We start from the raw sequence: 13,633 nt of genomic DNA on the forward strand, positions 1-13,633 counted from the left end.
CTTTTAATGAATAGCCCATAAGTGAAAAGTTATGAAGAAAACGCATCAGCTTGCACAACGCTTAAGCATAATTTTATCCCAGCTCAATTTGGGAAAACGTCTTGATATTAATGAGTTAGCAGAGGATTTTGATGTATCAATCAGAACCTTACAACGTGATATCAACGAACGCCTTAATTTTCTTCCTTGGGCAGAGCTAGGGCCAAGATTTTATAAACTAGACCGTCAAAAATTGGATATTCTCACCGAAGAAGATATCCAACGTTTTGCCCTTTTCGCCAGTATCTCCAATCTTTTTCCAAGTGTCGATAAGGCCTTTTACCAAGAAAAATTAACTCAGTCAGTGCAAGTTAAAGGTTTTCAATATGAAGATGTATCACATCTTCAAGCACAATTTAATCAATTAAAACAAGCCATTAGCAACAATAATTTTATTTCATTTAAATATTGTAAACTCACCACTCAGCAAACAAATTTTTACCAAATTGCGCCCTACTCACTGACTAACAAAAATGGAATCTGGTATCTAATTGGCACCGATCAACATCAAGACAACAAACAAAAAACCTTTTGCTTTACCCAAATTAGTCAGCTAGAGGTACTTGCAGAAACCTTTACCCCAAATCAGCAATTTATCGAAGAAATTAAAAGGAATGATTCACTCTCGCACGGAAATATGATTGCTGAAGTTGTCATTCAAGTGTCAGCTTTTGCTTCACCTTTTTTCCTGCGCCGTAACTTACTCCCTAATCAAAAATTGGTGCATAAGTTAGAAAATGGTGAGTTACTGCTTGCTGCTCAAAATGTAAACCCATTAGATATTTTACCGATTGTGCAATATTGGATTCCTCATCTTGTGATCATCAGCCCACAAAACTTACAAATAGAATTGCAAAATAACTTAGCACAATACTTAAATAAAATGGAAAGTAAATAGGAAATATAAAGTAAATGAAAAGAAATCTATTCGAGGTAATCGTAGTTGGCACAATGAGTGCAGGAAAATCGACATTTATCAATGCCCTTATTGGTACGGAATTATTACATTCAGCTAATCAAGCTACAACAGCAACCATTACACGTATCCACGATAAAGATAATAAAAGTTTTTTTTCAGGTTCTGCTTATAATTATGATGGTAAGCTAGTTGAAAAATCTCGTAATATCAATGCAGAAATTTTAAAAAAATGGAACAAAGCTCCTGAAATAAAAAAAATTAATATTGATGGCGATATCCAAACTATTAAAAATACTCGTGCCGAATTAGTAATCTATGATTTACCCGGACCCAATAATAGTCAAAATGATAATCACGAGTTATTAACAATGGAAGTCATTAATGACAAGGAATATGGATTGATTCTTTATTTATTAAATGCCACACAGTTCGGTATCAATGATGACCGATTATTATTAGAAAAAATCTATAATACAATAAAACAAGATACCAAAAAAGAAATTATTTTTATCTTAAATAAAGCAGATGAAATTGATACAGAAAAAGAATTAAGCATTGTTCAACTAATTAAGAATGTTGAAAAATACTTAAAAGAAATTGGATTTAAATCCCCAAACATTATCACAATCTCAGCAAAACAGGCGTTACTATTTCAAAAACTACTAAATAGCGATGTTTTTTCTAGAAGTGAAAAGTATGATTTATCTGTTTTACTCGAATCCCCAGAGTTTTTATTTAAAGGTGCATCAAGCCTATCAAGAAAAAATAGAAAATTAGCTCAATCATTCATACAGACTAATCTCTCTCAAGAAGATAATGAGATTTTAGCAAATAACAAATCAATAAAAGAGATTAAAGAATATTATTATAATACTGGATTTGGTGAGATTTGTTATTTATTACAGAATAAAATAGATCATACATTTAATAAAATAAAAAAAGTTTAGAAAGCTTTTTTCTTATCTAATAAACAAGAGTAAATCTATTTTTATACTAACAAGCTTAAATTGGCTTTATTAAAATGCAAAACTTTGATTAATCAACTTAAGTAAATAAAAGGAAAAATTATGAACTCCATTTATATCGAACATAATCCGTTTACAATAAAAACAACATTTCTTATTAATGATGAAAAACCTGATGAACAGATTTTCCTAAATAATTATGTAAATCGAAGAATTCAACTTTGGATTGAAGGATTCTTTAAAAAAGTGGGAGATGAATTATTCAATGGCACTAACTTTAAAGTTATTTTTAAAGGACTTGAAAATGATGCTGTTGATGTAAAAGCAGATATTGAAAAAACCAACTCAAATATTAAATTTGAATGGATTAAAGTTGCTGATAGTGATAACCGTTTAAATGATATTAAGCATCTAATTCATAAAGCTGAAAAACATCCACTGTTTTCAGAACAAATGAAGCAACCTAAAACCCAAGAAAATTTAGAGAAAGCATTAAGTAATGATTTTGATATTTATGTTGCAGCTACAATGTCTGCAGGTAAATCTACCTTCTTAAATTCATTATTAGGGAGTGAACTACTTCCCGCGGCAAATGAAGCAACAACCGCAATTATTGCTGAAATCACCGATAATAAAGAATTAGATAAAGGCGTGTTTAAAGGGCAACGTATTGATAAAGCAGGAAATTGTGTAGAAAAATCTGATGAGGTTACTCTTAATATATTAAAGGATTGGAATAGTACCGAACTTCATAAAGATACCGCTATTATTAAACTAGAAGGAAATGTGCTTGGTATAAATGCAAGAGAGAACATTCGTTTAATTTTAACAGACACTCCCGGTCCAAATAATAGCCAAGATAAAGATCACGAGATCGTAACATTTAGAAAAATTCAAGATAATACTAAAAAGCCATTAATTTGTTACTTGTTAAATGCTACACAAATCGGTATTAATGATGATAAACAGACATTAACTATGATTGCAGAAACAATGAAACAAGGTGGGGTACAGAATAAAGATCGTTTCTTATTCTTATTAAATAAAGCAGATTCTTTTGATGAAGAGAAAGGTGAAAGTATTCAATCTATTTTAGAAAAATGCAAGGACTATATAAAAAGTTTTGGCATTGCTGATCCTTTAATTTTCCCAATTAGTGCCAGAAATGCTTCTTTACTTAGAAAACGTCAATTTAATTTTACCTTGAGTCGTGCAGAAATGAGCGACTTGAGAAACTGGGAATTTCGTGCCTTAGATGATAAAGAAGATAATTATATTGGCATTGACTTTACCAAATATATGCCATTAAGTACGCCGGTGAAACAAAAATTACAGAATGAAGAGAATATCGCATTATTACACACTGGTATCCCAGCCATTGAAGCAGTAATCGATAACTATATTGATAAATATAGCATACCTGAACGTGTTTTCCGTGCTTATGATGCCCTTAAAAATGTAACAAATATCGCAAGAAATAAAGAAGATCTTATAAAAAACTTGGAATCATATCAGGAGCAAAGAGAAAAGATAAAAGATGCGCTACAAAGCTTAAAAGATGCTAAAAAAATAAGAGAAAGCACCGAAAAAGATTTAGATAAACTAATAGATCAAGCTAAAAAAGATCCTGATAAACTTTCACTAGCTAAGCCATTAAATAAAATCAATACGCTAGAAGCACAGATTCGTGAAATGATCGAGCTTGAGGGGGAAGCATTTAAATCTGATAAAAATAGAAGCAAGTATAAAACAGATCATGGGATTAACGAAGTTATTAAACAAATTGGTAATAAATTTGAACATCAAAAAGTTGAATTAATTTCAGAATCTGAAAATTTAGTCTTAAATACCCAAGATAAGATTCAAGAGGAATTGATAAAAATTTATAAAGAACATCTTGAGGCTTTCTTCAGCAATATTAATATGCCTAAGGTTCCACTAGCAAACCTAAAAAAAACAATGTCTAGCATTGGTTACAACTTTAGTTTAGAAAAATTAAAATCCGCTAAAAAAATAACACAAACAGAAGAGGTAAAAGTCGGAGAAAGATCAAGAACTGTATGGTGGAATCCATTCACTTGGTGGGACGATCCTGAAGATATTTACGAAGAAATAGAGATTTTCGATGCGAATACTACCTGGGACGATGTTATATCTCCTATGCTTGATAACGAATTTAACTCATTTTTTAGATTAGTAGCCACTAAAACTGAAATGGATATTGAAGAGCAAATTAACACTTTTAGTGAGTTTATTAGTGAAGAATTTGCTAAACAAATGACTAACATCAGTCAAGATATGGAAGCCAAAATGAGAGATGATAAAAATCTTAAAGAGGCAATTCAAGAAGCAGAAAAAAATCTGGAAAAAATTAAAGCGTTTGAAAAAGAAATTGATGATGTTATTGCTTTATAAAGGATAGATATAAAAGAAAGGATTTTAAATAAAGAATAAATATTTTTCTAGATGAAATTTGACCGCACTTAAAAAAATATGCGGTCAATTTTAAACAACTAAATGAGAGAAAAAACAATGGATACACAAAAAAGACCAAACCTCACAGACTTTATTCCCGTTGAATATTTAAAAAAGGCATTAGATAAAAATGATTTATCTGATATTCGTTCTGCATTAATGACGATTTTGAAGAATTTTTCGCTTCCTATCGAAACGGTACTAGCATCAATTTATTATGTTTATGAGAAAAATAACGCAGTATTTGAAGAGGCTGAAGAAAGTATCTATGTTTCACCAATTAGCGATGATGAAAATGATTGGAATAAAAATTATTTTTACCAACAGCAAGTTTTCTTAAATCGTAATTTTACTTTAGAGCGTATTCTACACTTACTAAACGTGCGTGAGACGTTGATGAAAAAAGGCGATCCTGATTTCCAAATGTCCAATAGATCACAATCTAGCATAAATAGAGCAGAAATGAGTACAACACTGAAAATAAATACATCTGAATCAAAAGGGAATAATGGCTCACAAACATTTAATAAAACACAATCAGATATCAAGAGAAAAGAGAATAGAAAAACGGCTAACTCATTGTATGAACCTAAGAACAACAATGATTTTATAAAAACTGTTTGTTTAATTGGTGGAGTCGTATTAGTTGTAGCTACAGCCTTATTCTTATATCTAAAAAACGGAGATTAAATCAATGTCTGATAAAGTTAAACTGGCCGAACTTAGCCAAAAAACACAATCCTCATTAGATAGTACATATCAATTATTAAATAAACAATATTTGGCAACATTAAACAATGAGGAATTACTCCCTTTAGTGCATAATGAAAGTATTCATCTTGCAACTGATATACGCATTTTCCGTATTGAACGTATTATTTTAGAAAATAAACAATCAATGCTAGAAAGTTTAACTGCAACCTATGCTACATTAGGTACAGCCGGACATTCTGTCTTTCTATTTCTAAATAGTGATGGTAAAGAGACAACCATTTATCTAGGAACAAAAGGTAAAGCCAAAAAATCTTTAGGAAATGCAGCAGGAAAATTACTGAAAGAAACAATTAATGGACATTTCTCAGGCACTCAATTAGTTTCATTAAATGGTAACGAAATTGAAGAATTAGTAAATAAATTAGATGAAAGTGATAAAAATATTACTGCTGTAACCAGTGTTCCATCCTTATCTACCGATGAACGTGAATACTTTATGCAGGGATTAGAGCATTTTATTGATGCTGCTGAAGGACGCATATATCAAGCATTAATTCTTGCAGAACCTGTAAACACTATGGAATTAGATTTAATTCAACAAGGGTATGAAGGAGTAGCAACCCAGCTTTCTCCATTATTAAAAACAACCTTATCTTATGGTGAAAATGAAAGTGATAGTGTAGGACTTAGTATTAGTGAGAACATTAGTCAATCACTTGGTAAAAGTTTAGGTCTCACTGAAACCAGAGGAACAAGTGAATCGCACTCTGAATCAACTGGTACAAGTGTTGCATATTCAATGGGGGGAAATTACTCTAGAAGTATAACTGGCGGAGTAAGTATCGACTTTGCATCAATATCATCAACTTCATCAATTGGCGTTTTTGCCAGTAAAACAAATACTAAGAGTACGACATTTACCACAACAACAGGAAGCAATGAAAGCCAAAGTCAGTCCCAAACTACCTCAACGACTGATAGTTACGGAACAACAACAGGAAGAAATGTAAATCGCACGCTTGGTACAAGTAAGCAACGTTCGATTGAATTTACGAATAAAACCATTGAACTATTGTTGAAAAAGGTGGATCACAACTTAGAGCGTATTGATGAAGCACGACGTTATGGCGGATGGAATTCTGCTGCTTATTTTATTAGTGAGGATTTAGCCACTTCACAAGCACTTGCCAGTATGTTTTTTAGCTTAATGCGTGGTAATACATCAAGTGCAGAAGATTTTGCCTTTACAATATGGAATAAACAAGATCCAAACAAAACAAAAGAAGTACTTACATGGCTGAAGAATTTTTCTCATCCAAGAGTGTCAGGGAATTTTGTAAAAGGTGTTGATATTCCATTTTTTACGCCCGCGGTCTTAGTTTCAGGAAAAGAAATGGCCATTCAACTAGGTTTACCACGTCGCTCTACATCTACGGTTTCCGTATTAGAAGGAAAATCTTTCGGAAGAAAAATTCAAGTCATAGATGCAGTAGGAAGTGTAAATTCTTCTAATAAAGATAAGCCAAAAGTCGAATTAGGTAAGATTTTCCATTTGTGGTCAGAAAAAGCACAAGTAGTTAATTTAGATTTGCAAACTCTATCTAGTCATATTTTTGTTACAGGTTCCACTGGCTCTGGAAAAAGTAATACCGTCTATCAATTACTTGATCAATTCAATAAAAATGAAGTGAAGTTTATGGTCATTGAGCCAGCCAAAGGGGAATACAAAAATGTATTTGGACATCGTGAAGATGTTGCTGTTTTCGGCACAAATCCAAAACAAGCCAAGTTACTAAAAATCAATCCATTCAAATTCCCAGCTGAAGTACATATTTTAGAACATATTGATCGTTTAATTGAGATCTTTAATGTTTGTTGGCCAATGTATGCTGCGATGCCAGCAGTACTTAAAGATGCAATACTTTCAGCCTATGAAGCCAGCGGTTGGAATTTAATTTCTTCTACAACAAGAACACCAAATCGTTTTCCTAGTTTTGTTGATTTGCTACATCAATTAGAAATTGTGATTGAAAAATCAAATTATTCAAGCGAAATGAAGAGTAATTATAGTGGTGCATTAGCAACTCGAATTAAATCATTAACAAATGGTTTAAATGGTCAAATTTTTAACGCTGATGAATTAGATAACTCATTACTCTTTGATGAAAATGTCATTATTGATTTAAGCCGTGTCGGTTCACAAGAAACAAAATCGCTGATTATGGGAATCTTAATAATGAGATTAAGTGAACATAGAATGGCTACAGCAACAGGAATGAATGAACCTCTGAAACACATTACAGTTTTAGAAGAAGCCCACAATATCTTAAAACGCACTTCAACGGAACAAAGTTCAGAGGGTTCTAATGTTGCTGGTAAATCGGTTGAAATGCTTTCAAATGCGATTGCTGAAATGCGAACTTATGGAGAAGGTTTTATCATTGCAGATCAATCACCAAATGCAGTGGATATTTCTGCAATCCGAAATACTAATACGAAAATTATTATGCGTTTACCAGACGAATCAGATCGCCGTTTAGCCGGAAAAGCTGCTGGAGTTAATGATGAACAATTAGAAGAAATAGCTAAATTACCAAAAGGTATCGCTGTTGTTTATCAAAATAACTGGCTTGAACCAATCCTGTGTAAAATTGCGTATTTTGATAGTGAAGAAAAACCTTATCAATATGTTGCCAATGAAGAAGATGAAAAGAAAATCTTCAATGAACATTTAATCCGTTTCTTATTACATAAACAGCTAGAAAATGAAAGCCAATTTGATATTAATGTATTAAAAAAAGGGGTAAATCGGTTTAGTTCATCAGCTCGTAAAAGCTCATATTTACACAAATTAATTCAACATTATGAACAAAAAGGCAATTCTCCATTTTGGGACTGTCCAGATAAGACATTTAAAATTCTACTAGATTTTTTTGATTTACAAAATGGAGTAACTCAACGAATCAAAGAACTTCAATCTAGACAAGATAATATTCAAGAAAAAGAGGTTAATGAATTAATTCAACTTATTATTGAGAATTTACATCATAACTTTGAAAACACGAGGAATATTGAAGGATTTATACATAATACAATCAGAAAAAATCTACTATAAGTCATATATTAAATTCTCATTCAGCTGAGAATACCTAACAGAATATAAAATAACTTTATAAAGACTAGGAGTTTATATGCTCAATAAATTAGAAACACAAGAAACACCGTCGATAGACACAAAAGAGGTCAATAGCAAAGAGTTACCAGTATGGGCTGATGATAAAATTACTATTGAAGATATTTTTGATGAAGCTAATATAACTGACAAAGTCGCTACTGACACTAAAAATCCTTCTAACTCAGAAAATGTTATGGATTGTTTAGCTAAAGAGCATTTTACGCCAGTGAAAGAAGAAACCATTGAAAAACTCACATTAATCTGGCCTTCCGAAATTGTTGCGCTGATAAAATCAGAAGAAGAGGCTGATATTTATCAAGGAGCAAGCTTAATGCCAAAAGAAATTAATGGGAAATTTGTTCTATGCAAAGAAGATATTGATCTTAATCAAAAAGATGAATTAGGGAGAACTAACCTAGGTAGAATGCAACAAGGACTTGCACCTTTAGATAAAGGTGGTAAACCAATTGAGCTTCATCATATTGGACAAAATCAAAATTCACCTCTCGCTGAATTAACTTCAAGAGAACATAGAGGACCAGGTAACCACACTATATTGCATGATGTGAAAAAAGAATCTGAAATAGATCGTGAGAGTTTTAAAAAAGAAAAAGAAGAACACTGGAAAGAACGTGCTGCTGAAATTATAGAAAAACAAGGAGTATAACAATGAAAGAATTAGCAAATAAATTTGTAGCAAAAGGTGCTATTATTCGCCCAGCTAATGAAAACGAAATTTTATCAGCTGAAAGACAGTTAGGTATAAAATTTTCATCTGAATATAGAGATTTTTTATCTAGTTTTGGTATATTAAGTTACAACAGTGATGAAATATATGGATTGGGAGTTTCAACTGATTACTATCTTAATATTCTTAACTTACTCAAAGAATTTAAAGAATATAATGTAAACATTCCTAACAATCATATTCCTTTATTAGACATTGGAGATGGTCAATATTATATTTATGATAATAACGATGGTAAAATATATGTATGGTCGGCATCCAGTAACTCTATTATAAAAAACAAACAAAATTCATTAACAGAATTCTTATTAGATATATTAGAACAATAACCGTATGCTAATATCTTAATATATGCTATCCTACTAATTATAAATTATATTTAGTGAGGATAGCTTTATGAGAGATATATTAACTCTTACCACTTATTTTAAACAAAATAAAGATTCCCAAAACTACTCCGACAACTTTAAACTCCGTATCCACCGAGCATTAAGTTGGTTAAAGCAGGCTGAAGCCACTGAAGATTTAGATACTAAATTTATTTTTCTTTGGATAGCGTTTAATTCTGCTTATGCTAAAGAAATGAAGAACTTAGAAAATAAAGAGCGGGTTAATTTAAATGAGTTTTTATTACGGATTTGTAGTTTAGATGAAGAGCAAACTATTTATACTCTAGTATGGAGGAATTTTTCCCAGCCTATTCGTTTACTTACAAATAATCAATTTATTTTTCAGCCATTTTGGCGTTTTCATAATGGTGATATTACCGAACAGCAATACCTTAAAGAAGAGAAAGATGAACAAAGACATTTGCTTTCTGCATTAGAAAAACAAAATACACCTCAAATTTTGACTATATTATTTGGGCGTCTTTATACGCTGAGAAATCAGATTATTCACGGTGGTGCAACTTTTAATAGTTCTGTTAACCGTGAGCAATTAAAAGTAAGTTGCCAACTTCTTTCTTTATTTTTACCCACAATGCTTGAAATTATGATGAATAACTACGATAAATTAGATTGGGGTAAACCGTTTTATCCATTAGTAAAAAATAAATAAAAAATATCACTCATCATACAAAAAAATAAAGCAGGTATTTAACCTGCTTTATTTTTATGTCTTTTTAATGAATATTATTTTGTATAACGTCTAAAAACTAAGGTTGCATTTGTGCCACCAAAACCAAAGCTGTTTGACATCACGGTATTTAAGCCCGCATTTTCTTTGGTTTTTGTTACGATATTCATCCCTTCAGCTTGTGGATCAAGAGTTTCAATGTTAATGCTTGGGGCAATAAAATCGTTATCTAACATTAATAATGTGTAGATGGCTTCGTGCGCACCTGCAGCACCTAGGGAATGTCCTGTCATTGATTTTGTGGACGAAATCGCAGGTTGGCTTTCACCGAATACGTTTTTAATTGCACCAAGTTCTTTCACATCACCAACTGGTGTTGACGTGCCATGTACGTTGATGTAATCAATTGGGGTATCTACGGTTGCCATTGCTTGTTTCATACAACGCTCTGCCCCTTCTCCACTCGGAGCGACCATATCATAACCATCTGAAGTTGCGCCATAGCCTACGATTTCTGCATAAATTTTTGCACCACGAGCAAGGGCGTGTTCTAATTCTTCAACGACAACCACCGCGCCACCACCTGCGATAACAAAACCATCACGGTTTGCATCATAAGCGCGAGAAGCTTTCTCTGGCGTATCATTATATTTTGTCGAAACCGCGCCCATTGCATCAAACTCTGTTGCACATTCCCAAGAAAGTTCCTCTGCACCACCTGCAAATACGATATCTTGTTTGCCTAATTGGATTAATTCTAGTGCGTGTCCAATACAATGTGCTGAAGTCGCACAAGCTGAACTAATGCTGTAATTAACACCACGAATTTTATAAGGAGTCGCTAAACAAGCTGAAACGCTTGATGCCATTGTTTTGGTTACCGCATAAGGCCCAACGGCTTTTACGCCACGAGGCCCACGCACAGCATCACAAGCGATTAATTGGTTATGTGCCGAACCTGTTCCGGCACCAATGACCAAGCCTGTACGATCGTTAGAAACCTGTTCTTCTGTTAATCCGGCATCTTCAATGGCTTCTTTCATTGAAAGATACGCATAAGCGGCTGCATCGCCCATAAAACGGTAAACTTTACGGTCAATTAATTCTGAAGGAGTAATTTTAAGTGTTCCTGCGATATGGCTACGCATACCCATTTCGACAAATTCTGGCACTAATTCAATGCCTGATTTGCCCGCTTTTAATGAAGCTAGCACTTCTTCTTTATTGTTACCGATACTAGAAATGACGCCGAAACCAGTAATTACCGCTCTTTTCATAAATTATTCCTTTTGGGTTGAAAGAGTAAATAGATTTGTCGGTCGCTAACTTACTACGAAATGAAAATATTGCAAGCATTTCTTTGAAGGTTCGACCAATCCAGAAAATTCCGTTATTATAGCAAACTCAATCAGTACAACAAAGATAACCACACCGATGTTTAAACTTAATCACGCCGAGATTTATTTTAACCAAGAAAAAACGCCTGTTTCCGCTACATTTGATGATGTTTATTTCTCTAATCAAGATGGGTTGGCAGAAAGTCGCTATGTTTTTCAAGAAGGAAATCAATTATGGCAACGTTGGCAAGATTTTGAACAATCTCATTTTGTGATCGGAGAAACAGGTTTTGGTACAGGGCTGAATTTTTTTGCCGTAACCACGCTCTTTCGCCAATTTAGACAAGCTCACCCCCATAGCCCATTAAAACGTCTGTTCTTTATTTCTTTTGAAAAATATCCATTGAATCAAACGCAGTTAGCCGAAACGCACCTGCCTTATGCGGAGTTTACTGAGTTAAGCCAGCAACTTTGCCAACACTGGCAACCAATGATTAATGGCTGCCAGCGTTTTCATTTTAATGAAAGCACATTAGATGTTTGGTTTGGCGATATCGCAGACAACTTACCGCAACTTGGTGATTATATGCAAAATCGTATTGATGCGTGGTTTTTAGATGGCTTTTCTCCGAGTAAAAACCCGCAAATGTGGAACGCACAACTTTATACTGCAATGTTCAATTATTGCAAAACGAATGGAACATTTGCCACCTTTACGGCAGCCAGTGCGGTGCGAAAAGGGTTAGAAAATGCAGGGTTTTGCGTACATAAACGCAAAGGCTATGGTAAAAAGCGTGAATGTTTAGCTGGCGTAAAACCAGAAAATGACAAAAAAAATCACCGCACTTTGGCAATCTTAACCCCTTGGTATTTGGCTCAATCAGCTCCGCTGAGCAAACCGCGCCCTAGCAAAGTAGATCAACAAGATATTGCCATTATCGGCGGGGGAATTGCTTCCGCCTTTACTGCGCTGTCTTTATTACAACGAGGCGCAAACATCACCTTATATTGCGAAGATGAACAAACCGCCCTCAATGCTTCTGGCAATAAACAAGGGGCATTTTATCCACAACTGAGTGATGATGATAAACGTAATATTCGTTTTTATATCCACGCATTTTTATATGGGCAGCAGCAATTACATTGGGCTATTAAACAGGGAATTGAATTTGAACACGCTTTTTGTGGCGTTGCCCTCTGTGCTTATGATCATAAAAGTGCGGTGAAATTAGATAAAATTTCTGCGTTAGATTTGCCTGAAACCTTATTCCAACCACTTTCCCAAACTGAATTAAGCGAAAAAGTCGGTTTACCACTGCCTTGTGGTGGGGCATTTCTTCCACAAGGGGCTTGGCTTGCTCCTCGTCAATTAGTGCAAAATTTATTTAGCTATCTAGCCGAACAGGGCGTAAGCATAAAAACATCGCAAAAAATTACCGCACTTTCACTGCAAGATGAAAATTGGCAATTGACCAATGCACAGGGTGAAACCTTTTCTCATCACATTGTCATTATTGCCAATGGACATCAGCTAAAAAACTTTCATCAAACGAAAGAATTGCCGGTTTATCCCGTGCGTGGGCAAGTGAGCCAAATTCCCACAACACCACAATTAAAGCAACTTAATGCCGTGCTTTGCTATGACGGTTATCTCACTCCCGCCGATCAACATCAAACGAGCCATTGCATTGGGGCGAGCCACGTTCGCGATAATCAAGATCGTCAATTCAGCTCACAAGAACAGCAACAAAATCAATATAAAATTCAACATAATCTTGCGGGGGCTGAATGGGTGAACGCGATCGATACATCTGACAATCTTGCGCGTGTTGGCGTGCGTTGTGCGGTGCGAGATCGTATTCCAATGGTCGGTAACGTGCCAGATTTTACTCAGCAAGTAGCAGACTACAATAATTTGTTCAATCTTCGCCGCCGCAAACAGCCCATTCCACCAGCCGCAATACATCGTAATCTTTATTTAATCGGGGCATTAGGCTCAAGGGGATTAACTTCCGCCCCTTTACTTGGCGAAGTCCTTGCATCATTAATTTACGGCGAACCCTTGCCATTAAGTGAAGATATTTTGCATCAACTCAGCCCAAATCGTAGTTGGATAAGGAAATTGCTAAAAGGCACGCCCGTTGCATAAACAAAAAAGGCGAACCTGATGTTCGCCTTTTCGCT

General features: G+C 34.1%; 10 protein-coding genes. 9 read left to right on the forward strand and 1 reads right to left on the reverse strand.

The window, feature by feature from the left end; genetic code table 11:
* Positions 1-31 precede the first annotated feature (31 nt).
* The 8 genes from L4F92_RS08615 (at position 32) to L4F92_RS08650 (ending at position 10,094) form a co-directional block, all read left to right on the forward strand.
* Positions 32-937 (forward strand): helix-turn-helix transcriptional regulator, encoded by a 906-nt coding sequence (locus L4F92_RS08615; protein ID WP_250363429.1) that lies wholly within the window; start codon positions 32-34, stop codon positions 935-937.
* 14 nt (positions 938-951) lie between these two features.
* On the forward strand, positions 952-1,905 hold the full coding sequence (locus L4F92_RS08620) for a dynamin family protein (protein WP_250363430.1): 954 nt from the start codon (positions 952-954) through the stop codon (positions 1,903-1,905).
* Positions 1,906-2,025: 120 nt separating this feature from the next.
* Positions 2,026-4,338 carry a dynamin family protein gene (locus tag L4F92_RS08625; protein WP_250349693.1) on the forward strand — a complete coding sequence of 771 codons (2,313 nt, stop codon included), beginning with the start codon at positions 2,026-2,028 and terminating at the stop codon, positions 4,336-4,338.
* A gap of 117 nt (positions 4,339-4,455) precedes the next feature.
* On the forward strand, positions 4,456-5,088 hold the full coding sequence (locus tag L4F92_RS08630; RefSeq protein WP_250349692.1) for a hypothetical protein: 633 nt from the start codon (positions 4,456-4,458) through the stop codon (positions 5,086-5,088).
* A 4-nt stretch (positions 5,089-5,092) separates the two neighbouring features.
* On the forward strand, positions 5,093-8,227 hold the full coding sequence (locus tag L4F92_RS08635; RefSeq protein WP_250349691.1) for an ATP-binding protein: 3,135 nt from the start codon (positions 5,093-5,095) through the stop codon (positions 8,225-8,227).
* Positions 8,228-8,303: 76 nt separating this feature from the next.
* Positions 8,304-8,954 carry an HNH/ENDO VII family nuclease gene (locus tag L4F92_RS08640; protein ID WP_250363431.1) on the forward strand — a complete coding sequence of 217 codons (651 nt, stop codon included), beginning with the start codon at positions 8,304-8,306 and terminating at the stop codon, positions 8,952-8,954.
* Between the two features lie 2 nt (positions 8,955-8,956).
* Positions 8,957-9,364 carry an SMI1/KNR4 family protein gene (locus L4F92_RS08645; RefSeq protein WP_250363432.1) on the forward strand — a complete coding sequence of 136 codons (408 nt, stop codon included), beginning with the start codon at positions 8,957-8,959 and terminating at the stop codon, positions 9,362-9,364.
* A gap of 67 nt (positions 9,365-9,431) precedes the next feature.
* Positions 9,432-10,094, forward strand: coding sequence for a HEPN domain-containing protein (locus L4F92_RS08650; protein ID WP_250363433.1), 663 nt, complete (start codon positions 9,432-9,434; stop codon positions 10,092-10,094).
* Between the two features lie 74 nt (positions 10,095-10,168).
* Here the strand turns inward: L4F92_RS08650 and fabB are convergent, their stop codons facing one another.
* Positions 10,169-11,389, reverse strand: a complete 1,221-nt coding sequence (gene fabB, locus L4F92_RS08655; RefSeq protein ID WP_250349687.1) for a beta-ketoacyl-ACP synthase I — start codon at positions 11,387-11,389, stop codon at positions 10,169-10,171.
* A 157-nt stretch (positions 11,390-11,546) separates the two neighbouring features.
* On the opposite strand from fabB, the gene mnmC reads away from it, so the two are divergent.
* Positions 11,547-13,598 (forward strand): bifunctional tRNA (5-methylaminomethyl-2-thiouridine)(34)-methyltransferase MnmD/FAD-dependent 5-carboxymethylaminomethyl-2-thiouridine(34) oxidoreductase MnmC, encoded by a 2,052-nt coding sequence (gene mnmC, locus L4F92_RS08660; RefSeq protein ID WP_250363434.1) that lies wholly within the window; start codon positions 11,547-11,549, stop codon positions 13,596-13,598.
* Positions 13,599-13,633 lie beyond the last annotated feature (35 nt).

Source organism: Avibacterium sp. 21-595, assembly GCF_023611905.1.
In the GTDB taxonomy this organism is placed as follows: domain Bacteria; phylum Pseudomonadota; class Gammaproteobacteria; order Enterobacterales; family Pasteurellaceae; genus Avibacterium.

Coding starts and splice junctions, on each gene's coding strand:
- L4F92_RS08640 (WP_250363431.1), top strand. CDS start 8,304: ATGCTCAATAAATTAGAAACACAAGAAACACCGTCGATAGACACAAAA.
- L4F92_RS08635 (WP_250349691.1), top strand. CDS start 5,093: ATGTCTGATAAAGTTAAACTGGCCGAACTTAGCCAAAAAACACAATCC.
- L4F92_RS08650 (WP_250363433.1), top strand. CDS start 9,432: ATGAGAGATATATTAACTCTTACCACTTATTTTAAACAAAATAAAGAT.
- fabB (WP_250349687.1), bottom strand. CDS start 11,389: ATGAAAAGAGCGGTAATTACTGGTTTCGGCGTCATTTCTAGTATCGGT.
- L4F92_RS08645 (WP_250363432.1), top strand. CDS start 8,957: ATGAAAGAATTAGCAAATAAATTTGTAGCAAAAGGTGCTATTATTCGC.
- L4F92_RS08625 (WP_250349693.1), top strand. CDS start 2,026: ATGAACTCCATTTATATCGAACATAATCCGTTTACAATAAAAACAACA.
- mnmC (WP_250363434.1), top strand. CDS start 11,547: ATGTTTAAACTTAATCACGCCGAGATTTATTTTAACCAAGAAAAAACG.
- L4F92_RS08615 (WP_250363429.1), top strand. CDS start 32: ATGAAGAAAACGCATCAGCTTGCACAACGCTTAAGCATAATTTTATCC.
- L4F92_RS08630 (WP_250349692.1), top strand. CDS start 4,456: ATGGATACACAAAAAAGACCAAACCTCACAGACTTTATTCCCGTTGAA.
- L4F92_RS08620 (WP_250363430.1), top strand. CDS start 952: ATGAAAAGAAATCTATTCGAGGTAATCGTAGTTGGCACAATGAGTGCA.